This window comes from Streptomyces sp. JNUCC 64 (assembly GCF_054484115.1).
Genome location: NZ_CM137015.1, coordinates 3,011,258 through 3,034,784 on the forward strand (window position 1 = coordinate 3,011,258; position 23,527 = coordinate 3,034,784).

Below are 23,527 nucleotides of genomic sequence, written 5' to 3' on the forward strand. Positions count from 1 at the left end.
CACAAGGAGCGCATCCGGCACGCCCTCGTGACGGGCCGGCACCACGGCACCGACGCGCGGCCGAGCCCGCCTCACAGCCGGTCCGTCCTGTCCAGCGCGAGACCATCGATGAGGAGATCCGGACCCGCGACACCGTGCCCCTCGGCAGAACCGAAGTACGTGGGCGGACCGGGGTCGCAGGACACACCCAACAGGTCGTCCAGAGCACTCAACGCGGCTGCCAGCCGAGGCGCGTTACGACGATGCACCTCCGGATGGGGACGCCCACGGAAGTCGTACTCGGACCAGATGTCATGATGCACAGCCAACTGGGCGGAAGGACCAAGCTCATCGGGCATCACCAACAGCTCGACCAGACCTCGCTCCCGATGGGCGCGCCCCTCCTCGTCGAACCAGTTTCCGTACCCCGCGACAAGAATGTCGACGGCCTCGGCGGTAGCGAAACCGGAGGGTCGGCACTGGGAGACAGACTGCGCGAGACCGACAGCGTCCAACGCTCCGGACGGCAGGGCCAGCCTGGTCCACACGCCGATGCTGCCCTTCTCCGGAACGAACCAATCCCACTCAAGGGCGCTGGGTTCGAGAAGGTCGCACTCAGCCAGAACCACCGCCATACGGGCCGCCGTCTCAAGAGCAGGCAGCAGACCGACAGCAGAGACCCCTTCGAGGTCCCATTCCCACGAGGCAACCTCTTCCGGCGCACGCATCAAAAGCGACATCCGCGGGATCACCTAGGAGACGGATGACGGTCGGACTGGATCATCCGCCGTCCGTCCTCGTCCCAGTGAGCCTCTTCCAAGAGCGACATCCCATTGTCACTCATGACCTTCCGGGACTTCAGAACCCCGTGAGGATGCCACTCCTTGAACTCCCCTTTCAGTCGACCTCCGATGTGGGTTCCTTCGAACCGGAGCGTCCCGTCTTCATACCACTGCCGAGCGGGACCGTTGGGCCGTCCCGCAACATAGGTCTCCTGGCTGACCAGCGCATCACCAAGATGTTCCGTCACTTCACCCGTATAGAGTTCACCCTTGTAGTGGAGACGCAAGCCATCGTCGATATCCACATCAGGATCATCAATTTCGATGATCTCCGGCATAGCCTTCAAGAAGCCTCCACCTCCATGAGCCATCGCCTCCAGGGCCACGGTGGGATGAAAATTAATTCGACATCAGATCACTCATAATCGAACCAGCGACGCGCATAGGAATCTCAGCCATCCTTGATGAAAGCTCTCCGCGCGAAGCTTGTTCAGGAAATCCCGAGAAGTTTTGCCACTCACAAGCGATCCGTAAGGTCTGGACCCAATCCGTCAATAAGGTCTGGCGGCGCGACCCCATACCCCTCGGCAGAACCGAAGTAGGTCGGCTCACCTTCCCCACAGGGGACTCCAAGCAGCTCATCGAGCGCTTTGAGGGCAGCAGCCAAGCGAGGTGCGTTGCGCCGCCACACTTCTGGGTGCGGTCGACCCCGGAAGTCACACTCACCCCAGATGTCATGGAAGACAGAAACTTCAGCCAACGGACCCAGGCGGCCGGGCCTCACGGACAATTCCACCAGCCGCCGCTGCCTATGCGGGTAGCCCTCTTCGTCGTACCAGTCACCGTCCCCCGTGACGAGGATGTTCGAAGGCTCAACCGAATCGAATCCAACTGGCCTACACCGAAGAACTCTCTGAGCCAGGTCGGCGCTGTCAGCTAGACCTGCGGGGAGGACCAATTCCGTCCAAACACCAATCCCACCTCGACCTGAAACAAACCAACTCCACTCCATCCCGGCTGGCTCAAGAAGGCCGTGCTGCAGCAAGACATCCGACATTCGACCAGCATTCTCCAAAGCAGGCTGGAGTCCGGCAGGAATAACGTCATCAAGGTCCCACACCCACGAAGCTACCTGCTCGGGCGCGCGAAGCAGAAGAGACACGGTAGATCCTTACTGATTCATTAGAGGCTGACCAGGGTGAACTGTAACAGAGCCATCGCGGAATCGCAGCTCAAATACTGCACCCGTTTCTTTTGCCGAACGCTCCACACTCCTAAGGATCCGATCAGTCAGCGACGCCATTTCATCGTTGACCTCCAGAATTGCAACCTTCCTGTCCACTTCACCCTTCAACTGCTTGTCAGCAATTCCATCCACTGCCGACTTGACTCCAGCAATCGATTTCACATTTTTAAGCTGCCATCCCGCATCAACCTTCCCGCCATTTTCCAAAAATACGTCCAAGTCGAGATCCCTCTTGGGGAGCTTGAGCTCAAACCCCAGCCCCGTGGCGCCACCCCTGAGCAAATCATCTGCATGGGAAAGCGCCTGATAGGCGGCCGGAATCATTGTTTTCTGTTTACAGTCAGAGAGCACTTGCGAGATTCCAGGACTTTCTGTGAACTTTCCACTAGCGATGAGTTCTGCCACTCCTTGGCCGTAATCCGATTTCCTGAGTTGCACCAGAATCTTCTGCTGGTCCTGCGGCTTCACCTTCAGACGGTCAAGTACTGCGGTGAATCCGGCTTCCTGGTCTGCCCGCATCACCCCGGGCAGTGGCCTTACAGTCGCCTCTCCGATGGTGAAGCGCCCTTCGTTCGCACCCGGTAGATGGGCGAGAGGGTTGCCCGTGCCAATGCCGCCCACGTCACCAGGGCCTCCCACTGAAGCGTCGTCCGCTCCGGGCCTGCCTGTACCTGGTTGGTGCCCGGCTGGCGGCTTCGAGGCGTCGTCGCCGTACCCATCCGTTGTGTCTCCGTCACCGCGCAGAACACGGTCGTCCGTACGTCCCCCACCAGACGGGCCATCCGCAGTCGGGGTTGGCGCGGGGTCACGCGTAACGCCAACTGGTGGCTCATCGTTGTGGCGGCCGCCTGCCGCCGTATCCATTCCGTCCGCTCCGCCCCTGGGCAGATCGCCCCCGCCGGGAGCGCCCCCGCCCGGCGCCGTTCCACCCGGCAGCGCACCGCCACCAGGAGCCGCGCCGCCGCCGGTCACCGGACCACCACCGGGTGCGGCACCGCCCCCCGGAACCGCACCGCCCGGCGGAACCCCGCCACCCCCCGCCCCGACGGCACCCCCCGCACCAACGCCAGCGCCGGCACCGGCGCTCGCCCCCGGCGCGCCGCCCGCCATCGCCGGTTCGCGGGCCCCGATCTGGGCCGGAGTCTCGGCGCGCACCGGTGGGGTCTGTGGGCTGGTGGTGGGGTGGGGGTCGGGGTTGGTGATGTCGCGGGGCATCGTGTCGGGCTTCGGGGTGCCGGTGGTGTCGAGGATCTGGCCGGTGCGGGTGTCCAGGTACTGGGGGGCGCCGGTGGCGTCGTCCGGCAGTCGCACGGTGTGCGCCGGATCGGGGGCGGTTCCCGCGCCCGCCACCGGGGCCCCCGCGCCCACCGCCGGGGCGGCCGGGGCGGCTGGGGCGGCCGTAGCCGCCGCTGGGGTGGCGGACGCGGGGACCTCGATCCGTGCGCCCGCGTCCGTCTGTCGTAAACCGGCCAGCAGATCGCCGACCTTCACCGTGACGACCTTGCCGCCCCTGGCGATGTGGGTCACCGGATCGAGGAGGCGGCCGGTCCTGCCGAGCGCCCCGATCACCCGCGCCACCGAACCCGTCTTCGCCACGGCGCCCGCGCCGCCGGTGAACACCGTCGTCAGCACGTTGAACGTGGCCGCACCCGCCGCCCGCGACGGGTTCGTCCCCCACTGGTCCCAGGCCACCAGCGCCTTGCCTGTCTCCTTCACCGCCGTCCGCGAGTCCCGCAACCACGCCGGAAGCCCGTCCTCCGGCACCGTCCAGTACGCCACCCCCACCACCGGCACCGCCGAGACCGCCAGGCCCGTCACGACCTTCGCCAGCCCCGTCCACGCCTGGCCCGCCGCGTCCCAGCCGTCGACCCCCACCAGGGTGCCCAGGCCACGGACCGTCCCCCACAACCCGTCGACGAAGACGCCCTTCAGGAAGGACCCCGCATGGTGGTGGACCTCCCACCACCGATGGGACTCCTCCACCCGGGAACCCCACGGCAGCTCCTGGACCTTGTCCAGGTCGCCCCCGGCGAACCCGTACATGTCCGACGCGCCCGAACCGTCGTCCGCGACGAAGTGCGTCCCGCACACCAACGCCGTGATCTTGTTGGCGCAGGTCCGCTCCGCCGCCCAGAACGCCGCCACCGCCGCGTTCACGTCCTTCACCAGGTCGTTGTTCTCCCCGACCTTGTCCCCGTCGTCCTTCCAGTGCTCGTCGCCGCTGATGCCGCTGACGAACCGGGTCGCGTCCAGCCGGAGCTGCCTGAGCCGCGCGTCGATCGGACGGACCTCCGCCGCGTACTCCGACAGCGCCGTCGTCACCGCCTCCAACTGGTCCGCGAACACGTCCGTCTCCGACTTCACCGGACCCGTCGACGCGAACAGCCGCTCCGCCTCCGGAGCCGTGTAGAACGCCGACAGCCCCTGGAAACGGGCATGCACGTCCGCACCCGCGTCACGGAACCGGCCCGCGGCGGCACGCAGCACCCCCCGCTGCGTCTCCAACTCCTCCAGATCCCCCGTGAACTGCGGAATCGCCCCCGGATCGATCGCCCCACCACTCACCACAGACCCCCGTACCCGTGTCGACCCGACCCGTTCCGGTCACGGCCCCGCGTCCCGTCACCCAGCGGCCCGACCGTCACCCAGCGGCCCGACCGTCAGCCCGCAGCCCGCGTGGCCGCCGGATGACCGGGCGGGGGACCGCCCTGACCCGGTAGGTCGACCACGGGTTCCTTGAGGGCCTCCCGCTGGGCGTTGGCCGCCTGCTCCAGATCGCCGGTCACATAGGCGTTGGTGGCGTCGGCCGCGCCGTTCAGGGAGGCGGAGGCGCGGGCGCCGATCTTCTGGAGCCGTTCGGTGTGCGCCGTGACGAACTGGCTGAGGGCGACGGCGACCAGGCCCTGCCCCTCGCCCTCACCGCCCGCGCTGAGGCCACCGGCCGCCGTCGCCGCGGCCGGAACCGCCGTCTGGAGGGTGGTGCCCACCTTGGCGAGCCCCTCGGCGGCCGTGCCCGTCTTCTCCAGCACGCCCTTGACCCCGAGCGGAGAGATGTCCCATCCGGTCATGCGTCGGCCCCCGTTCCCCCGTGGTCAGACGTAGTCAGCTGTGTTCAGGCGCAGTCGGACGTGGTCAGCCGATGGCGTCGACCGCCGCCTTGGCCTTGGCCAGCGTCGACTGCGCGGTGCCGTCGTTCTGTTCCAGGGTGTTCCGGACGAGGCGGATGATCTCCCGCACCTCGTTCGCCGCCTTGTTCCACCGGACTTCCTTGCCGTGGTACTCGTCCGAGACGCCGTCGGCCTGGAACTCGGCCATGGCGGCCTTGACGGCGGCGTCCCGGTCGCCCAGCACCCGCTCCAACTGCGCGATGACCCCCTGGAGTCCGCCCTGCACCTCGGCGGACGCACCGGTGTCGTAGGACCGGCGGTCGAGGTTCTGTCCCATCGTGGGTTCCTTCCGGTCAGCGCGCGCCGAAGCGGGCGGCGTCGAAGTTCGCCGAGCCCATGCTCTGGTGGGCGTTGGCCTCCTGCTCCTGGTCCCCCGTGCCGAACGCGGTGTCCATGCCGCTCTGGCCGCCGAGGATCGCCTGGAGCGAACCGTTCAGCGCGGCGGTGATCTCGTCCGCGCGGGCCTTGAAGGAGTCGAAGGCCACCTTGCCCGCCCCGTTGAACTTGCCCTCCAACGGATCGGCCGCCGCGATGAGTTGCCGGATCAGCGTGCCCAGGTCGTCGCTCGACCCCGTCGTGGCCTTGCCGAGGTCGCCCAGCGTCGTACTGCCCATGTCGAACTTCACGCACCCACCCCCGAACAGTCGTGTGCGGCACCGGCCCCGCGCGTGCGCCGGACCTCGCCGCGATCGCCCCGTTGCCTCCGCACCCGATGACGGCTTCATGACGGTGCCTTCGTGCCCGACGGCGTCTTCATGTCCGATGACGTCATCGGGCTCGTGACGTCATCGTGCTCGATCCGGCCGTCCGCCGTCATGGGGTTTCCGCCCCGACTGGCCGTGTCAGCAACTGTGTTGGCCGACCTGTCCATGAGCGGTCGCCATCAGGAAGAACGCGCTTCGCCCGTACCCGGTTCCCCCAGCGGGCGCCCTCCGTCCCACCGCCCCCAGCTTGTCCGGATCACAGCGCCGGGTGACCGAAACGCCTACGATCCGATCCGGCCCGGCCGGGGCCGGACGCGCGACGGTCCCGTACCGGTGGCGCGCCGACCCGGTGGCCGGTCACCGGTCGCCAACCACCAACCACCGGCCACCAGTCGCCGGTCTCCCCCGGCGGGCGCGGGCCGGATCGCGGAGGGGGCGAGGCAACCTCCGGCTCCGCCGATCCCTCTCCTCTGCCGGAAGGTTCACCCGGCGGACGCTCCGACGGGTGAACCGGACCGCCGCATCGCCTCCGAGGAGAGACGGGGGCGAAACCTGGGATCGAACTGGAGTGCGCGCATGTCCCCTACCCGTCGTGACGTCCTGAAGTGGGGCGCCGGTGCCGGTGGCCTCGCCGCCGCCTCGGTGCTCGGCGTGCCCCACACCGCCGCCGCCGCGGGGTGGGCCTACCGGTCCTGGATGAGCTCGCTCTCCAGCAGCCTGCCGATCACCTCCCTGACGATCCCCGGCACCCACAACACCTGCTCCACCCGCGGGGGTTCCGTCCCCAAGTGCCAGGACTGGGACCTGCCGACACAGCTCGGCAACGGCATCCGCTTCCTCGACATCCGGCTGAACGGCCTGGCGGGGACCGCCAACGAGATGGGCCTGTACCACGGCCCCGTCTACATGTACAAGCGCTACCAGGACGTCCTCCGCGACTGCCAGGACTTCCTCCGGAGCAGCCCGCGCGAAGTGATCGTCATGCGGGTCAGGAACGAGTACAGCGGCGGCAACAAACTCGGCACGGAGGAGTTCAAGCGCCGCTTCAACTGGCACCTGGACGACCCGTCCATGGGCTTCCGGTCGCTCTTCTGGACCAACCCGTCGTGGCCCACCCTGGGGCAGGCCCGGGGGAAGGTCGTGCTCCTCACCAACTTCACCCACGACTGGGCGACCCTCAGGTGGGGCGGCGACCACTGCGACATCCAGGACCAGTACAACGTCCCGGACGACACGAAGCGGAGGGCGATCGTCGAGCAGTTCGACCGGGCCTTCTACGACCAGGGCACGTCCAAGATGTTCATCAACTTCACCAGCACCGCCAAGGGCCCCATCCCCAACCCCTCCATCGGGGCTCAGAAGATCTTCCCGAGCGTCTACGCGTACCTGGACCCCCGCAGGCACCAGCGCGCCCGCTTCGGCGTCGTGCCGATGGACTTCCCCAACTACCGCACCGACATCCTGGACCTGCTGATCAACAAGAACTTCATCTGACATCCGGGGCGCGGGGTCGGGGGTCGAGGTCTGGGACCGGGGTCCGGTACCGGGGCCCCTCCGGCGGATACGGAACAGGCCCGGCGCGGGCCCCGGCAGGAAGGGCACGCGCCGGGCCTGTGGCCGCGACGAAACAGAACGGCTGCGGACTACGCGAGGTGCTCCGGGCCGAACGCCTGGGGAAGCATCCCGGACAGCGGGAGCAGACCCGCCGGGGTCTCCAGGACGAGGTCCGGGCCCCCGAACTCGTAGAGCAGCTGGCGGCAGCGTCCGCACGGGACCAGGACCTCGCCCCGGCCGTCCACGCAGGTGAAGTGGGTGAGCCGGCCGCCGCCCGAGTTCACCAGCGCGGACACCAGCCCGCACTCCGCGCACAGGCCGAGACCGTACGAGGCGTTCTCGACGTTGCAGCCGGTGACGGTGCGGCCGTCGTCCACCAGGGCGGCGGCGCCGACCGGGTAGCCCGAGTAGGGGGCGTACGCCCGGGACATGGCGTCCCGGGCGGCCTCCCGCAGGGCGCCCCAGTCGACGTCCCGCAGGGTGACGTCCCCCGGCACGGCGTCCGACGGGCCGGTGTCCGACCGGTCGGCGGGCCGCGCCACGGGGTCAGCCGATCCGGTGTCCGACGGCCCGGGGCCGGCCGACCCCGGCTCCCGTCCCGGAGGCGTCATTTCCCTTGGCCCTTGCGGTAGCGCATGCCGTCCGCCTTGGGCATCCTCAACCGCTGGGCGGCCAGCGACAGCACCAGCAGGGTGACCACGTACGGGGTGGCGCCGACGAACTCGCCGGGGACCTCGTCGGTGAGCAGGAACCAGACCAGGACGACCGCCGCGACCGCCAGGCTGATGACGCCCTGGACCATCGCCTTGCGGTACAGCTTCCAGCCCGCGAGCAGCACCAGCAGCACCACCAGGAGCAGCAGCATCGCGTGGACGACCTCGCCGCCGTTGCGCAGCTGGAGCGCGTCGGAGAAGCCGAACAGGCCCGCGCCCATCGCCAGCCCGCCGGGCCGCCAGTTGCCGAAGATCATCGCCGCGAGGCCGATGTAGCCGCGGCCGCCGGTCTGGCCCTCCAGGTAGATGTGCGAGGTGACCAGCGCCAGGAAGGCGCCGCCGAGGCCCGCGAGGCCGCCGGAGATGGCGACCGCCAGGTACTTGTGGGTGTAGACGTTGACGCCGAGCGACTCGGCGGCGACGGGGTTCTCGCCGCAGGAGCGCAGCCGCAGCCCGAACGGGGTGCGCCACAGGATCCACCAGCTCGCGAAGAAGAGCAGCACGGCGAGGATCGTCACCACGGAGACGTCGGTGACCAGGCCGCCGAGGATGCCCGCCACGTCGGAGATCAGGAACCAGTGCAGGTCCTGGACCTTCAGCAGGGCCTCGGAGAGCCAGGGGAGGGTGACCTCGGGCAGCGATTCGGCGGGCGGGGACTGCTTGGGGTTGCCGCCCGCGGTGGACGCGTCGCCGCTGGCGAAGAAGATCTTGGCGAGGTACTGGGTGGCGCCCAGCGCCAGCAGGTTGACCGCCACACCGGACACGATGTGGTCGACGCCGAAGGTGACGGTGGCGACGGCGTGGATGAGGCCGCCGATCACGCCGAAGCCGACGCCGCAGGCGAGGCCCAGCCAGGGGCTGGTCTGCCAGCCGATCCAGCCGGCGCCGAAGGTGCCGAGGATCATCATGCCTTCGAGGCCGATGTTGACGACGCCCGCGCGCTCGGACCACAGTCCGGCGAGTCCGGCGAGTCCGATCGGGACGGCGAGCCGCAGGGCGGCGCTGATCTGGCCCTCGGAGGTGAGCTGGTCGGCGCCGGTGATCACCCGGACGGCGGAGACCAGGACGAGGGCGCCCGCGATGACGAGCAGGATGCGCGAGAGCGTCCAGCGGCTGCGGCGCTGGGCGCCCTTCTCCGCCGGGGGCGCGCCGGGCGGCGGCGTGTCGGTCATCGTGGCGGTCATCGGGCCACCTCCTGCTTCTCGGTACGGGCGGCGGCGGCCTGGGCGGCGAGTTCGGCGCCGACGCGCTGCTGCTGGCGCTTGAGGCCGAAGCGGCGGACGACCTCGTAGGCGATGACGACGCACAGGACGATGACGCCCTGGATGACGCCGAGGATCTCCTTGTCGTAGCCCTGGAGTTCCAGATGGCTGGTGGTGCGCTCCAGGAAGCCCCAGAGCAGTGCGCCGAGGGCGATGCCGATCGGGTGGTTGCGGCCGAGCAGCGCGATGGCGATGCCGGTGAAGCCGATGCCCAGCGGGAAGTCGTTGGCGTAGTGGTGGCTGTCGTTCAGCAGGGTCGGCATGCCGATCAGACCGGCGACGGCGCCGGACAGGATCATGCTGGTGGCGACCATCCGCTTGACGCTGACGCCGCTGGCGGCGGCGGCCGTCTCGGACTGGCCGACGGCCCGCAGGTCGAAGCCGAAGCGGGTGCGGCCGAGGACGAACCAGTAGAGGACGCCGACCAGGATCGCGACGAGGACGAAGCCCCACACCTCACCGGCGGGTCCGGCGTCGAAGGCGAAGAACCAGGAGCCCTCCGGCAGCGGCTTGGTGGACACCAGGGTGCCCGCCTTGTCGAGCTGGCCGAGCTGCTCGGGCTGGATGAGGTAGCCGATCACGGCGGTGGCGATGGCGTTCAGCATGATGGTCGAGATGACCTCGCTGACGCCCCGGGTGACCTTGAGGATGCCCGCGATGGACGCCCACAGCGCGCCCACGGCCATCGCGCACAGGATGATCAGCGGGATCGCCAGCCAGCCGGGCGCGGTGAGCGCCCCGCCGAGCAGGGCGGCGACGAACGCGGCGAGCCGGTACTGGCCGTCCACGCCGATGTTGAACAGGTTCATCCGGAAGCCGATGGCGACCGCGATGCCCGCGAGGTAGTAGGTGGTCGCCTTGTTGAGGATGTAGACCTGGCTGTCGCTGGCGGTGCCGTAGGTCGCCATGTCGGAGAAGGCGGCGAACGGGTCCTTGCCGGTGGCCAGGAGGACCAGGGCGGTGATGATCAGTGCGGCGACCAGCGCGAGGGCGGGCGCCGCGACCGCGAGGAGCACGCGCTCCCGGTCGAAGCGGGCGGTCAGTTTCTTCATCGGGCGTCGTCCTCCGACTCCGTGCCGTCCGCCTCGGGGGCCGCGGGGGCGGCGCCGGAGGTGTCCTCGGCGTCCTCGGTGTGTTCCAGGTGGCCGCTGGCCGCGCCCGTCATGGCGGAGCCCAGCTCCTCGGGGGTGATGGAGCGCGGGTCGGCGTCCGCGACCAGACGGCCCCGGTACATCACCCGCAGGCTGTCGGAGAGGCCGATCAGCTCGTCCAGGTCGGCGGAGATCAGCAGCACGGCGAGGCCCTCGCGGCGGGCCTCGCGGATCTGGTCCCAGATCTGGGCCTGCGCGCCGACGTCGACGCCCCGGGTGGGGTGCGCGGCGATCAGCAGCTTGGGGGCGTGGCTCATCTCGCGGCCGACGATCAGCTTCTGCTGGTTGCCGCCGGAGAGCGAGGCCGCGGTGACGTCGATGCCGGGGGTGCGGACGTCGTACTCGCTGACGATCCGCTCGGTGTCGGCGCGGGCCGCCTTGATGTCGAGGAGTCCGCCGCGGGAGTTGGGGCGCTCGGTGATGTGGCCGAGCATCCGGTTCTCCCACAGGGGGGCTTCCAGGAGCAGTCCGTGGCGGTGGCGGTCCTCGGGGACGTAGCCGATGCCCTGTTCCCGGCGGTGCCGGGTGGTGGCGTGGGTGATGTCCGCGTCGGCGAGGGTGATGACGCCGCTGTCCGGGTCGCGCAGGCCCATGATGGCCTCGACCAGTTCGGACTGGCCGTTGCCCTCGACGCCCGCGATCCCGAGGACCTCGCCCCGGTGGATGGTGAAGGTGATGTCGTCGAGGATGATCCGCTCGACGCCGTCCAGGTCGGTCTGGGTCAGCCGGACCGTGTCCACCACGAGGGTCGGGACGTCGGTGACGGTGGACTCGGAGGTCTCCGGGGAGGGCAGCTCGCTGCCGACCATCAGCTCCGCGAGCTGCTTGGAGGTGGTGGTGCGGGGGTCGGCGGTGCCGACGGTGGTGCCGCGCCGGATGACGGTGATGTCGTCGGCCACCGACAGCACCTCGCCGAGCTTGTGCGAGATGAAGATGACGGTGAGGCCCTCGGACTTCAGCTCCCGCAGGTTGTCGAAGAGCGCCTCGACCTCCTGGGGGACGAGGACCGCGGTGGGCTCGTCGAGGATGAGGGTGCGCGCGCCCCGGTAGAGGACCTTGAGGATCTCCACCCGCTGGCGGTCCGCGACGCCCAGTACCTCGACGAGGACGTCGGGACGGACGCCGAGCCCGTAGGCGTCGGAGATCTCCTTGATCCGCTTGCGCGCCTTGCCGCCGATGCCGTGCAGCTTCTCGGCGCCGAGGACCACGTTCTCCAGCACGGTCAGGTTGTCGGCCAGCATGAAGTGCTGGTGGACCATGCCGATGCCGCGCCCGATGGCGTCGGAGGGGCTGTGGAACGAGACCTGTTCGCCGTCGACGGTGATCGTGCCCTCGTCCGGCTTCTGCATGCCGTAGAGGATCTTCATCAGGGTCGACTTGCCGGCGCCGTTCTCCCCGCACAGGGCGTGGACGGTGCCCTTGCGGACGGTGATGTCGATGTCGCGGTTGGCGACGACGCCGGGGAACCGCTTGGTGATGCCGCGCAGTTCGACGGCGGCGGCCGGCGGCGGTGACGGGCTGGACGCGTTGATGGCGCACTCCTCGGGGAAAAGGGGCAGGCGAGGCGTGGGAGGGCGGGCGTCGGGGACGCGGGTTTCCCTGTGTCGCCGGCACGGCGGCGACGGGAGCAACTGTCGCCGGGGCACCGGGGGGACGTCACGCGCCAACTGAACGCTACACGCGTAGAGTTGACACATTGTTATGGCTCGGCGGGGAAGGCGTCACGCGCCGCTCCCCGCCGAGCCCAGGTCCGGCTCACCCGGACCTCGTGGTCACGGGGTCGTCTTGACCTTGACCGTGCCGTCGATGATCTTCTGCCGGGCCTCGTCCAGCTTGCCCTGGATGTCCTTCAGGAAGCCGCCGCTCTCGGAGAGGGAGACGCCGCCGTCCTTCAGCGGGTAGGTGTTGACGCCGGTCAGCGGCTTGCCGTCCTTGACCGACTTGACCAGGTCGTAGACGCCGATGTCGACGTTCTTGACCATGGAGGTCAGCACCGACTCCTTGTACTTCGCCAGACCCGGGACGTTGTACTGGTCCGAGTCGACGCCGATGCCCCAGGCGCCCTTGACGCCCGCGACGGCCTCGATGGCGCCCGTGCCGGAGGAACCGGCCGCCGTGTAGATCACGTCGGCGCCGCCGTCCAGCATGCCCTGCGCGGCTTCCTTGCCCTTGTCGGGGCTGGCGAAGCCGGAGGTGTCCGAGCCGCGGCTCAGGTACTGGGTGTCGACCTCGATCTTGGGGTTGGTCTCCTTGACGCCCTGGACGAAGCCCGCCTCGAACTTCTTGATCAGCGGGATGTCCGCGCCGCCGATGAAGCCGACGTGGTCCTTCTTCGTCTTGAGCGCGGCGGCGACGCCGGCCAGGTAGGAGCCCTGCTCCTCGGTGAAGGTGATGCTGTCGACGTTCGGGGCGTCGACGACCGAGTCCACGATGCCGAAGGTGGTCTTCGGGTACTTCGCGGCGACCTTGGTCATCGACGCGGAGTAGGCGAAGCCGACGCCGATGATCGGGTTGTAGCCCGCGTCGGCGAGGGAGGACAGCCGCTGCTCGCGGTCCGCCTCGGTGTCGGTGACCTTCGCGGTGAGCTCCTTGAGCTCGCCGTCGAACTCCTTCTTCGCCTTGTCGGCGCCACGGGCGGCCGAGTCGTTGAAGGAGTAGTCGCCACGGCCGCCGACGTCGTACGCGAGGCCGATCTTGACGCCGTCCTTGCCCCCGCTGGACGACGAGTCCGAACCGGACTCCTTCTTCTCGGACGACGTGCTGCCACAGGCCGTGGCGGTGAGTGCGAGTGCGGCGGTCGCGGCGACCGCGGCGGAGAGTTTGGCTACCCGGCGCAAGGGGGGCTCCTTCAACCTGACCGAAGCGCCACTTGCGGCGCTGGTTTTGCCGCGATCGTAACGCGCGTAGATGTCAGATAAAGGGCTCTTGCGGAGCTGTTATCGGATCGACGCACAGCCCGTGCGGGTGGGGGGTGGCTCCTGGGGCCCGGGGTGCCTCCAGGGTGCCACCGGGGCGGGGCGGCGGGGCCCTCGGGGCCCCGCCGGGCGTGTCGTGGCGGAGGGGCGGGGTGGTGGGTCTCCGCGGGGCCGCTGTGGTTGCTCGCGCCGTTCCCCGCGCCCCTTCGGGTGCGCCCTGGTTGGGGTTCGGGGTCCGGGGCCGCCCGGGTGCGTCTGGTCTTCGGCCGCGGGCGCGTCGTGGTTGCTCGCGCCGTTCCCCGCGCCCCTTCGGGTGCGCCCTGGTCGGGGTTCGGGGTCCGGGGCCGTACGGGCGGGTCTGGTCTTCGGCCGCGGGCGCGTCGTGGTTGCTCGCGCCGTTCCCCGCGCCCCTTCGGGTGCGCCCCGAAGGGGCGCCTTTCCGGTGCGTCTCTGCGGGGTCCGGTGGGGGCGCTTCTGGGGTGCCCCGTCAGGGGCGCGGGGAACTGCGCGAGCGGGCCTCCACCGGCCGGAGGGAATGCACGGAGCGGAGGGCCCTCGGCGCGTCAGGCACCGCCCCGGGCGGGTGGGCCCCAGCGCGGCGGGTGCCGCCCCGGGCGGGGTGGGGCCCAGCGCGTTGGGCGCCGTCCCCCGGGCGCCCGGGGCCGCCGCCGTCCGGGGCGCGGAGGCGGGACGGGACGGGGACGGCCGGGGGGGCAGCACGGGGACGGGACGGGTCGGGGGCCGTCCGGGGCCGGGGACGGGGTGGGTCAGGGGCGGGTTTCGGCGTCCAGGAGGGCGGTGGCCGTGAAGAGTTCGACGCCGACCGTGATCGCGGCCTCGTCCACGTCGAAGTCGCCCTGGTGGAGGTCGCGCACCCCGCGCTCACCGGGGCTGCGGACGCCGAGGCGGGCCATCGCCCCGGGCACGTGCTCCAGGTACCAGGAGAAGTCCTCGCCGCCGAGGCTCTGCTCGGTGTCCTCCACCGAGTCGGCGCCCCGCCGGGCGGTCATCGCGGACCGCAGCAGCTCGGTGACCACGGGGTCGTTGACGACCGGGGGGACGCCCCGGATGTAGGTGATCTCCGTCTTGGCCCGGTACAGCGCGGCGACCTCGTCGACCGCCGCGTGCACCGCGTCGGGGGCCTGCCGCCACGCCGTGAGGTCCAGGCAGCGGACCGTGCCGGACAGCTCGGCGCGCTGCGGGATGACGTTGCAGGCGTGGCCGGACTCGATCCGCCCCCAGGTCACGGAGACCCCGGACCGCGCGTCCATCCGCCGGGCGACCAGCGAGGGGACGTCGGTGGCGACCCGGGCCGCGGCGGCGACCAGGTCGGTGGTGAGGTGCGGACGGGCGGTGTGGCCGCCGGGGCCGTTCAGGGAGACCTCCAGCCGGTCGCAGGCGGAGGTGATGGGGCCGGGGCGCAGCCCGACGCGTCCGGCGTCCACCCGGGGGTCGCAGTGGACGGCCACGATCCGGCCGACGCCGTCCAGGGCGCCGGACCCGATGGCGTCGGTGGCCCCGCCGGGCAGCACCTCCTCGGCGGGCTGGAAGATCAGCCGGACGGGGTGCGGCAGCCGCCCCTCGCGGTGCAGCGCGGCGAGGACCAGCCCCGCGCCGAGGACCACGGTGGTGTGCACGTCGTGGCCGCAGGCGTGGGCCCGGTCGGGGACGGTGGAGCGGTAGGCGCAGCCGGTCTTGGTGTCCGGGATGGGCAGGGCGTCGATGTCCGCGCGCAGCGCGAGGACGGGACGGTCGTCGCCGTCCCGGGTGCCGATGTCACAGAGGAGTCCGGTGCCGGATTTCAGGACCCGGGGCGCGAGTCCCGCGCGTTCCAGCCGGGTCTTGATCGCGGCCGTGGTGCGGAACTCCTGGTTGCCCAGCTCGGGGTGCATGTGCATGTCGCGGCGGAACGCGATCAGCTCGGCGCGGAGTTCTTCGGGCAGCGTGCCGGGGAGCGTCCCGGGCAGGGGGGTCCCGCCGGGGCGGTCGGCTTCGGGCGTGGAGTCTGTGTCAGCGGACATCAGTTGGTTCACCCTCTGAAGGGTAAGGCGCCGGAAGGGTCAACTGGGCCGTGATCTAGGAAAGTTCAGCCGTATTGGCGTAACGGTTCGGGCCCGGACCCGCATGGACGTCACCCTGAGTGGGTAGGAACCGGGGTTAACCCGCGCACACGGACCGCAGTCGGCGCACGTCGCGCGCGGTGCCGGTGACCCCTTCGAGGAAGCTCCGGGCCCGGGGGGAGGCACGCTCGGTGAGCCAGTCGGGGTCGATGTCGCAGACCGTGACCCGGGCCCCCGTCCCGGCGAGCGCGAGGGGCAGGGTGTGCACGACCGTGGACGGGAAGCTGAGCACCGTCCGGCCGATCGGGCCCCGGCGGGCGATCAGCTCCAACGGCAGGTCGGGGCGGCAGATCTCCAGCCCGGTCGCGGTGGCCAGCCGGTGCAGCTTCTCCGGCCGTTCCCGGCGGTGCGCGAAGTAGCGGGTGGCCCCGTGGGCGCGGGCCAGCGAGCGGACGGCGTCCAGATAGCGGTCGGGGTCCACCACCCCGGTCTCCACCAGGGAGGTGCCGACGAGGTCGGCGCCGTCCCCGACCCGGGGCGGGCCGAAGCGGGCGCGGGTCCACGCGAAGGTGTGGGGGGTGATCCGGACGCCGTCCGGGGCCGCCGCGATCGGCATCGCCGAGAAGACCTCGACGGCGCGCCCGTGGGCCGGGGTCAACCGGCGCCGCGCGGACCCCGAGACCGGGGCGAACAGCAGGTCGCGGGGGGCGGGACGGCCGCCCCTGCGGTGCCAGCGGACCAGGCGTTCGCCGCCCGCGAGCTGGCTGACGAACTCCATGGTGGCGGTGCCGTCGTCCACCACGACCAGCTCGGGGGCCCGGGTCAGGGTCAGCAGCAGCTGGACGTAGCGGGAGAACGGGTCGCCGATGACGATCCGGGCGGCTCCGCGCAGCAGCGGCGCGAGGCCGCCGACCGTCCGGAAGGGGGCCGTGGTGCCGCCCCGGGCCTCCTCCCAGCGGACCCGGTGGCCCTCGTCCCGGGCCAGCTCGGCCATCCGGCGGAGCTGGCCCCGGGACATGGGGTCGCCCGGGGAGAGGACCACCACGGTCAGCTCTCCGGGGGCGACCGCGCCCGGGGGGTCCGTGGCGGTGCGCCCCACGGGACTCTCGGGGCCCGCAGTGCCTATGGGGCCCGTGGGCCCTGCGGGGCTGCCGCCCGGCGGACGCGCCCCGGCGCCGTGGGCCCACTCCAGCACGTTGAGCAGTTGGACGGGGCTCTCGACGAACGCGAGCGTCGGGGTGGGGGCCTCAGGCCCGACTCGGGGACTCACTGGCCGCTCCGGGTGAGTGGGGTGTTCCAGGTGGTGTGGGCGGGTGTGGACGGGGTGGACGGGGTCCGTAGGGCGCACGTGGTGCGGGGCATGGGACAGGGCGGGGACGGGGACGGGAGCCTGGTGGGCGACCGGTCCGGGTCCGGGTGGGAGCCCGGCCCCGGACCGGTCACCGGATACGGGTGCGCGTACCGATACGGGTACGAGTGCGGACGAACGCGGGCCGGGTTCAGACGGTGACCGGTTCGCCCGCCGCGGCGGCCAGCTCCTCCTGGGCGACCGCCCCGGGCACCCGGCGCAGCTTGCGCATGGGGCCCAGCTCCGAGTCGTAGACCCGCTTGACCCCGTCGCCGAGGGACGCCTCCACGGTGCGGATGTCGCGCACCAGCCGGCTGAGGCCCTGCGGCTCGACGGACGCGGCCTGGTCGGAGCCCCACATGGCCCGGTCGAGGGTGATGTGCCGCTCGACGAAGACCGCGCCGAGGGCGACGGCGGCCAGGGTGGTCTGCAGGCCCGTCTCGTGGCCGGAGTAGCCGATGGGGACGTTGGGGTACTCCCGCTGGAGGGTGTGGATGACCCTCAGGTTCAGCTCCTCGGCCTTCGCCGGGTAGGTGGAGGTGGCGTGGCAGAGCAGGATGTTGTCGGAGCCGAGCACCTCGACGGCGTGCCGGATCTGGCGGGGCGTGGACATGCCCGTGGACAGGATCACGGTGCGGCCGGTGGCGCGCAGGGCGCGCAGCAGCTCGTCGTCGGTGAGCGAGGCGGAGGCGACCTTGTGGGCGGGGACGTCGAACCGCTCCAGGAAGGCGACGGCCTCGGTGTCCCAGGGGGAGGCGAACCAGTCGATGCCGCGCTTGGCGCAGTACTGGTCTATGGCGCGGTACTCGTCCAGGCCGAACTCCACGCGGTGCCGGTAGTCGATGTAGGTCATCCGGCCCCAGGGGGTGTCGCGTTCGATGTCCCACTGGTCGCGCGGGGTGCAGATCTCGGGGGTGCGCTTCTGGAACTTGACGGCGTCGCAGCCCGCGTCGGCGGCGGCGTCGATGAGGGCGAACGCCTTCTCCAGGTCGCCGTTGTGGTTGATGCCGATCTCGCCGGTGACGTAGACGGGCAGACCGGGTCCGACGTGCTGGGAGCCGAGGGCGCGCGGTCGGGAGGGGTACAGGGACATGGGTGGTTCCTTAGCTAGCTGTCGAGTGAAGGGCCGAGGAGCCAGGAGGCGATCTCCCGGACCGCGCCGTCGCCACCGCGTCGGGTGGTGACGGCACGTGCGGCGTCGCGGACCACGTCGTGGGCGTCCGCGACCGCGACCGGCCAGCCCGCGAGGGCGAAGCAGGGCAGGTCGTTGACGTCGTTGCCCGCGTAGAGCACGCGCTCGGGCGCGATGCCCCGTTCCCCGCACCACTGTTTGAGTGCGAGGTCCTTGCGGTCGACGCCGTGCAGGACCGGGACGCGGAGCTTCCGGGCCCGGGCGGCGACCACGGGATTGCGTTCCGTGGACAGGATCAGCAGCGCGAGGCCCGCTTCCCGCAGGGCCGCGACGCCGAGTCCGTCCCCGCGGTGCACGGAGACGGTCTCCCGTCCGTCGGAGTCGATCAGCACCCGGTCGTCGGTCTGGGTGCCGTCGAAGTCGAGGACGACCGCGTCCACGTCGGCGCGGCGCGGCAGGGCGCCGGGGCGTGCCGCCGGGTCGAGGAGGGGCGCGAGGGCCCGGGCGCGGTCGAGGTCGTGGGGGTCGTCGATCTCCAGGACGCGGGCCGCCTCGGTGGGCACCAGGGCGGTGCGGCCGAAGAAGCGGTGCCGGGCGGCCCGGAAGCCGGGGACGGCCATCGCGTAGGCGGCGCCGGTCTCCAGCAGTTCCCGGGGGCGGTCCTGGCGGCGGGGGCGGACCGCCTTGTCGTGGTTGACGCCGAGGCCGTCGGAGGCGGGGGCGTCGCCCGGGGCCTGGAGGGTCTGGACGGTCCGAACGGGTGCAGGGGCGCCGCCGGGGGTCGCGGGGTCGCCGGGGGCGGTGAGGCCAGTGGGGGCGCCGGGGGCAGTGGGACCGTCCAAGCCCGTGGGGTTCCCGGGTGCCACGCGGTCACCGGGCGCCGTGGGCCGCTCGCGCCAGACGAAGCCGTGGAAGGGGGCGGCGGTGACGGCGGTGTCGGCGCCCCCGGCGACCACGGCGGCGGCGGTCGCGTCCACGTCGGCGGCGGTCAGGAAGGGACTGGTGCACTGGACGAGGAGGACGACGTCGGCGGGCCGCCCGTGGCGGGCCTCGTCGGCGTCCAGGGCGTGCAGGACGGCCGCCTCGCTGGTGGCGGTGTCGTCGGCGAGCGGGGCCGGACGGATCACGACCTCGGCGCCCGCGCGGCGCGCCGTCCCGGCGATGGCGGGATCGTCGGTGGAGACGACCACGTCCGTGACGTGCGGGGCGGCCAGACAGGCCCGGACCGCGCGGACGACCAGCGGAACGCCGCCGACCTCGGCGAGGTTCTTGCCGGGGACCCCCTTGGAGCCCCCACGGGCGGGTATCACCGCCAGGACCCGGACGGGCCGGGGAGACCGGACCGACGGGCCGGGCCGGACCTGCCGGAGGGGGCCACCGGTCTGCCGGAGGGGCCCGTCGGCCTGCCGGAGGGGTCCGTCAGTGCGCCCGGGGGACCCGGCGGGGTGCCGGAGGGGTCCGTCGGGGTGCGCGGTCGGGGTCATGTGCGCCGTTCCTCCAGGTACGGATGCGGATGCGGACAGGGAGCCGTTCACAGCTCCCCCAGGCGTCGTACGGCGGGCGCGACCCGCTGCACCCCGTGCCGGTAGGCGCCGCGCGCCGCGCGCCGCACCACCCGCCGGACCGGTCCGGTGGCCCCCGGGCCGGAGGCGGAGCCGTCCAGCGGGGCGCCGTCCGGGCCGAGACGGTGGCGGGCGAGGAGGCCGGGCAGATAGCCGGGCGCCGAACGGGCCGTGTAGTAGGGGGAGATCACCCCGGGGCCGGGTCCGGCGAGCAGTTCGGCGACCCGGGCGCGGGCGGTGTCGTAGGCGTGGGGGTAGGCGTCGGGGGCGACGCCCTGCCGGGCGGTCCACTCCCGGTCGGACACCGGGGTACGGCCCGCGTCGAGTTCGTCCCAGGAGGTGAGGCACCCGGAGCCGACGAAGTGGTGGTTGCCGAGGGCCTCGCGGACCCCGAGGTCGGTGAGGACCCCGGTGGGCACCCCCCGGTGCAGGGCCTCCAGCGCGGCGGTGGAGCTGACGGTGACGAGCAGGTCGGCGCGGTCGAGCACCTCGCCCATGGGCCCGTAGACCAGCCGGAGGTTGTCGGGGAGCCGTCGTCCCCGGACGAGCCGCTGGTACGGGAGTTCCTCGATGTGGGTGGTGTGTTCGCCGGGGCGGGAGCGGAGCTTGAGGACGACCTCCCGGGCGGGGTGCCGCAGCGCGTGCCGCACCAGCCGGTCCAGCAGATAGGCCCGTTCGGCGCGCCCGGCCGGGACGGAGGGCTGGGCGGCGAAGACCACGGTGTACGGGTCGGCGGGGCGGTGCGGGGCGCCGTCCAGGAACGGCAGCGCGACCTCCACCACGGCGGACGGGTCCGCGCCCACCCCCTCGTACACCGCGCGGAAGCGCTCGGCGTCCGCGCGGCAGTTGGCGAGGACGAGGTCCGCGCCGTGCCGCAGCAGCAGTCCGTCGGTGAGCTTCTCGTAGACCACGCCGACGTAGCCGGTGACGACCACGGGCCGCCGTTCACGGCCCCGCCAGGCGTGGGTGAGGCCGTGCAGCACCGCCTGGACGCCGCCGCCGACGAGGGCGAGGACGACCACGTCGTACCGGGTGCGGGCCATCGCGTCGAGGAACCCGGCCGTGGTGACCTCGGTGAGGGAGTCGGCGCGGGCGCCGGACCCGTCCGTCTCGCCGAGTTGACGGGCGGTCGGGGTCGACCGGCCGCGCAGGAGGTGTCCGTCGACCCGTCCGCCGGGGACGAGCCGGTGCGCGGTGAGGGCGCCCCACTTCCACCGGGTGTCGGAGTCCGCGAGGACGGCGACCCGGAGGGACTTCGTGTTGTTCGCTGCCACACCGAGGACGCTAGGAAGCGACGCGGAGGCGCGGCCCAACCCGAGTACAACAAACGGTGAACAGCACATCGCGAATTCCCCAATTGAGCCGGGGAATGGCCGGAGAGGGGGTCCGGAAGCGCCCGGTTAACCGTTCTGCCACGCTTCGTTCACCAGGTGTCCGTCATCGGTCCACGACGAATGCCGACTGCCCGCATAACGTCGACCAGGTGGTCAAGCTCTCCGTCATCGTGCCGTTCTTCGACGTACGGCAATACGCGCCCGACACCCTGCGGAGTCTGCGGGCGAACGCCCGGGACGACATCGAGTTCCTGCTGGTCGACGACTGTTCCCGGGACGGCACCGGGGAACTCCTCGACCGTGCCGCGCGGGAGCTGCCGGGGGCGGTGCTGCTGCGGCACGAGCACAACGCGGGGCTGGCGACCGCCCGCAACACCGGGCTCGACGCGGCCCGGGGCACCTATCTCACCTTCCTCGACGGCGACGACTGGGCGGCCCCCGGCTACTACGCCGAACTGCTCTCCACCATCGAGGAGTTGGACTGCGACGTGGTCCGCACCGACCATGTGCGCAGCACCGGCCGCACCCGCTCGCCGCACCGGGTCCCGCACGGACGGCGGGGCGAGGCGCTGGACCCCCGCACCCTGATCCTGCCCGCCGACCGCACCACCTCCGTGGACTACCCGTACGCCTGGGCGGGCGTCTACCACCGGCGGCTGCTCGACCGGGGGACGCTCCGCTTCGACGACGGGCTGCGCACCGCCGAGGACCGCCCGTGGATCTGGCGGCTGCACCGGGAGGCCGGGTCCATGGCGATCGTCGGACTGCTGGGCGTTTTCTATCGGCGCGGAATTCCGTCGTCACTCACCCAGATCGGGGATGTCCGGCAACTCGACTTCATTCGCGCTTTCGACCGGGTCCTCCTGGAAACCGCCGCCGACCGCGACGCAGCGGAATTCCTCCCGAAAGCGGTGCGCACCTACTGCGCGATCATTTCCCATCACCTCGGCACGATCGAGAGGTTCGAACCGCCCGTGGCACGCGAACTGAAGGCGCGGAGCGCTGACGCGCTGCGCCGCATGCCCTCCGGGGTCCTGGACGGGGTCCTCGACGGACTGGACGCCCGGCGCGCCACCCTGCTGCGCGGGCTCCGCCGCTCCACCACGCGGGGGGCCGCCGCGTGACCGTCCGCGTCCTGCTGGCGTCCACCCCGTACGGGGTCGCCACCCTCGCCGCCGCGCTCGACGCGGGCCTGCTGCCCCCGGCGGACCGGACGGTCCTGCTCCTCTCCCGGAACTCCGCCGTCCCCGAGACCGCCCCCGCGCCGGAGGAGGCCCCCGGCTTCGCCCGGCTGCGCGCCCGCTTCGACGAGGTCCGGTCCTGGAACGGGACGATCGCCCCGTTCCATCCGGGCGGCTGGTCCCCCCGCACCGACGACGTCCCGCTGTGGGAACGGTACCTGCGGCTGGCCTGGCGCCTGGGCGACGACGACGTCACGCTCGTCGTGGAGTCCCTCCACGTCAACCCGGCGATGGCGATCGCCAGGATCTTCCCCGACGCGCCCCTGCGGGTCTACGCCGACGGGCTGATGAGCTACGGCCCCACCCGCGACCGCCTCGACCCGCTGATCGGCACCCGGGTGCGGGAGCTGCTGCACCTGGACCTGGTGCCGGGACTGCGCCCGCTGCTGCTGACCGAGTTCGGCGTCCCGGCCCGGACGGTGCCGACGGACGCCTTCCTGAAGGTGCTGGACGAACTCGCCCTGGACGGGCCGGGGGCGGATACCGGTACCGGAGCGGATGCGGGCGCGGGTACCACCACGGGTACGGGTACCGCCATGGGTACGGGTACGGGTACGGACGCTCCCGGGCCCGGCGCGGACGTCCGGAGCGCGGACCCGGGGAACACGGTCGCCCCGTCCCCGGCCCCCGCCCTGCTGCTCGGCCAGTACCTGGCCGAACTGGGCATCCTCACCCCCGACGAGGAGGACGAGCTGCACGCGCGGATGCTGCGCGGCGCGGTGGCCCGGGGCCACCGCAGGATCGTCTTCAAGCCGCACCCCACCAGCCCGGTGGACTCCGTGCGACGGCTCGTGGCGGCGGCCCGCGAACTGGGCGCCGAGCTGACCGTCGAGGAGCGCCCGGTCCTCGCGGAGACGCTGTACCGGTGGGAGCGGCCCGCGCTCGTCGTCGGCTGCTTCTCGACGGCGCTGTTCACGGCCGCCGCCTTCCACGGGCTGCCGGTCGCCCGGGTGGGCACCGGACTGCTCCTGGAACGGCTCGCCCCGTACCAGAACGGCAACCGGGTGCCGGTGACCCTGGCCGACGCGCTGCTGCCCGATCTGGAGTCGGGACGGGAGGCGGCGTTCGTCCCGGGGGAGGAACTGACCGGGCTGGTCACCGCCGTCGGCTACGCGATGGGACCCCGGGTCGACCCGGAGCGCCGGGCCGCCGCGCACGCCTATCTGGAACGGCACCTGGACGAGGACACCCGGCGGTACTTCAAGAAGCGGCGGCTGACCGCGCTGGAGCTGCCCGGCGGAACGCCCCGGCGGTTCGCGTTCCTCCCCCGCGACGCCGCCGTCCGCAGGGTGGCGCGACGGGCCCGGGCGGCGAAACGGGCCACGTTCGGCTGACGGGCTCCGGGCACCCTTGACCTGAACCTTACTCAAGGTCCTA

At 71.7% G+C, this 23,527-nt stretch carries 19 protein-coding genes; 3 read left to right on the forward strand and 16 right to left on the reverse strand.

The window, feature by feature from the left end; all coding sequences use genetic code 11:
- Positions 1-71: 71 nt before the first annotated feature.
- From ACVWNX_RS12215 to ACVWNX_RS12240, 6 genes are all read right to left on the reverse strand, one after another.
- Entirely contained in the window at positions 72-719 is a 648-nt protein-coding gene (locus ACVWNX_RS12215; protein WP_454413941.1) for a hypothetical protein, read from the reverse strand.
- 8 nt (positions 720-727) lie between these two features.
- A complete protein-coding gene (locus ACVWNX_RS12220) occupies positions 728-1,147 on the reverse strand; it encodes a toxin-antitoxin system YwqK family antitoxin (RefSeq protein ID WP_454413942.1) in 420 nt (139 codons plus the stop codon).
- Between the two features lie 785 nt (positions 1,148-1,932).
- Complete coding sequence (locus ACVWNX_RS12225; protein ID WP_454413943.1) at positions 1,933-4,572, reverse strand: hypothetical protein; 2,640 nt, start codon at positions 4,570-4,572, stop codon at positions 1,933-1,935.
- Between the two features lie 95 nt (positions 4,573-4,667).
- Entirely contained in the window at positions 4,668-5,075 is a 408-nt protein-coding gene (locus ACVWNX_RS12230) for a DUF6507 family protein (RefSeq protein WP_454413944.1), read from the reverse strand.
- A 64-nt stretch (positions 5,076-5,139) separates the two neighbouring features.
- Positions 5,140-5,451, reverse strand: coding sequence for a pore-forming ESAT-6 family protein (locus ACVWNX_RS12235; RefSeq protein ID WP_454413945.1), 312 nt, complete (start codon positions 5,449-5,451; stop codon positions 5,140-5,142).
- A 16-nt stretch (positions 5,452-5,467) separates the two neighbouring features.
- The gene (locus ACVWNX_RS12240; protein ID WP_454413946.1) at positions 5,468-5,800 is read right to left on the reverse strand and encodes a hypothetical protein; all 333 of its coding nucleotides are present in this window, start codon (positions 5,798-5,800) and stop codon (positions 5,468-5,470) included.
- Positions 5,801-6,454: 654 nt separating this feature from the next.
- On the opposite strand from ACVWNX_RS12240, the gene ACVWNX_RS12245 reads away from it, so the two are divergent.
- A complete protein-coding gene (locus ACVWNX_RS12245; protein WP_454413947.1) occupies positions 6,455-7,372 on the forward strand; it encodes a phosphatidylinositol-specific phospholipase C in 918 nt (305 codons plus the stop codon).
- A gap of 149 nt (positions 7,373-7,521) precedes the next feature.
- Here ACVWNX_RS12245 and ACVWNX_RS12250 read toward each other — a convergent pair whose 3' ends face one another.
- The 10 genes from ACVWNX_RS12250 to ACVWNX_RS12295 all read right to left on the reverse strand — a co-directional run bounded on the left by ACVWNX_RS12250 (position 7,522) and on the right by ACVWNX_RS12295 (position 20,849).
- Positions 7,522-7,911 carry a cytidine deaminase gene (locus ACVWNX_RS12250; protein ID WP_454414730.1) on the reverse strand — a complete coding sequence of 130 codons (390 nt, stop codon included), beginning with the start codon at positions 7,909-7,911 and terminating at the stop codon, positions 7,522-7,524.
- A 128-nt stretch (positions 7,912-8,039) separates the two neighbouring features.
- Positions 8,040-9,329, reverse strand: a complete 1,290-nt coding sequence (locus tag ACVWNX_RS12255) for an ABC transporter permease (protein ID WP_454413948.1) — start codon at positions 9,327-9,329, stop codon at positions 8,040-8,042.
- Positions 9,326-10,459 (reverse strand): ABC transporter permease, encoded by a 1,134-nt coding sequence (locus tag ACVWNX_RS12260; RefSeq protein WP_454413949.1) that lies wholly within the window; start codon positions 10,457-10,459, stop codon positions 9,326-9,328. The genes ACVWNX_RS12255 and ACVWNX_RS12260 overlap by 4 nt, the downstream gene beginning before the upstream one ends.
- Entirely contained in the window at positions 10,456-12,117 is a 1,662-nt protein-coding gene (locus ACVWNX_RS12265) for an ABC transporter ATP-binding protein (RefSeq protein WP_454414731.1), read from the reverse strand. The genes ACVWNX_RS12260 and ACVWNX_RS12265 overlap by 4 nt, the downstream gene beginning before the upstream one ends.
- A gap of 213 nt (positions 12,118-12,330) precedes the next feature.
- Positions 12,331-13,395 carry a BMP family lipoprotein gene (locus tag ACVWNX_RS12270; protein WP_454413950.1) on the reverse strand — a complete coding sequence of 355 codons (1,065 nt, stop codon included), beginning with the start codon at positions 13,393-13,395 and terminating at the stop codon, positions 12,331-12,333.
- 845 nt (positions 13,396-14,240) lie between these two features.
- Positions 14,241-15,494: an amidohydrolase gene (locus tag ACVWNX_RS12275; RefSeq protein WP_454413951.1), complete on the reverse strand. Its 1,254-nt coding sequence runs from the start codon at positions 15,492-15,494 to the stop codon at positions 14,241-14,243.
- 136 nt (positions 15,495-15,630) lie between these two features.
- Positions 15,631-16,803, reverse strand: a complete 1,173-nt coding sequence (locus tag ACVWNX_RS12280) for a hypothetical protein (RefSeq protein ID WP_454413952.1) — start codon at positions 16,801-16,803, stop codon at positions 15,631-15,633.
- Positions 16,804-17,032: 229 nt separating this feature from the next.
- The gene (locus ACVWNX_RS12285) at positions 17,033-17,974 is read right to left on the reverse strand and encodes an N-acetylneuraminate synthase family protein (protein WP_454413953.1); all 942 of its coding nucleotides are present in this window, start codon (positions 17,972-17,974) and stop codon (positions 17,033-17,035) included.
- A gap of 14 nt (positions 17,975-17,988) precedes the next feature.
- Positions 17,989-19,323: a cytidylyltransferase domain-containing protein gene (locus ACVWNX_RS12290; RefSeq protein WP_454413954.1), complete on the reverse strand. Its 1,335-nt coding sequence runs from the start codon at positions 19,321-19,323 to the stop codon at positions 17,989-17,991.
- A 221-nt stretch (positions 19,324-19,544) separates the two neighbouring features.
- A complete protein-coding gene (locus ACVWNX_RS12295) occupies positions 19,545-20,849 on the reverse strand; it encodes a DUF6716 putative glycosyltransferase (protein ID WP_454413955.1) in 1,305 nt (434 codons plus the stop codon).
- A 209-nt stretch (positions 20,850-21,058) separates the two neighbouring features.
- Between ACVWNX_RS12295 and ACVWNX_RS12300 the strand changes: the two genes are divergently transcribed.
- Positions 21,059-22,033: a glycosyltransferase family 2 protein gene (locus ACVWNX_RS12300; RefSeq protein WP_454413956.1), complete on the forward strand. Its 975-nt coding sequence runs from the start codon at positions 21,059-21,061 to the stop codon at positions 22,031-22,033.
- The gene (locus tag ACVWNX_RS12305) at positions 22,030-23,484 is read left to right on the forward strand and encodes a polysialyltransferase family glycosyltransferase (RefSeq protein ID WP_454413957.1); all 1,455 of its coding nucleotides are present in this window, start codon (positions 22,030-22,032) and stop codon (positions 23,482-23,484) included. Before ACVWNX_RS12300 ends, ACVWNX_RS12305 begins: the two co-directional genes overlap by 4 nt.
- Positions 23,485-23,527 lie beyond the last annotated feature (43 nt).

What these genes read in the sequence shown, in the direction of transcription:
- ACVWNX_RS12215 (WP_454413941.1), bottom strand. Translation starts at nt 719, where the DNA reads ATGTCGCTTTTGATGCGTGCGCCGGAAGAGGTTGCCTCGTGGGAATGG.
- ACVWNX_RS12245 (WP_454413947.1), top strand. Translation starts at nt 6,455, where the DNA reads ATGTCCCCTACCCGTCGTGACGTCCTGAAGTGGGGCGCCGGTGCCGGT.
- ACVWNX_RS12235 (WP_454413945.1), bottom strand. Translation starts at nt 5,451, where the DNA reads ATGGGACAGAACCTCGACCGCCGGTCCTACGACACCGGTGCGTCCGCC.
- ACVWNX_RS12230 (WP_454413944.1), bottom strand. Translation starts at nt 5,075, where the DNA reads ATGACCGGATGGGACATCTCTCCGCTCGGGGTCAAGGGCGTGCTGGAG.
- ACVWNX_RS12255 (WP_454413948.1), bottom strand. Translation starts at nt 9,329, where the DNA reads ATGACCGCCACGATGACCGACACGCCGCCGCCCGGCGCGCCCCCGGCG.
- ACVWNX_RS12260 (WP_454413949.1), bottom strand. Translation starts at nt 10,459, where the DNA reads ATGAAGAAACTGACCGCCCGCTTCGACCGGGAGCGCGTGCTCCTCGCG.
- ACVWNX_RS12285 (WP_454413953.1), bottom strand. Translation starts at nt 17,974, where the DNA reads ATGTCCCTGTACCCCTCCCGACCGCGCGCCCTCGGCTCCCAGCACGTC.
- ACVWNX_RS12275 (WP_454413951.1), bottom strand. Translation starts at nt 15,494, where the DNA reads ATGTCCGCTGACACAGACTCCACGCCCGAAGCCGACCGCCCCGGCGGG.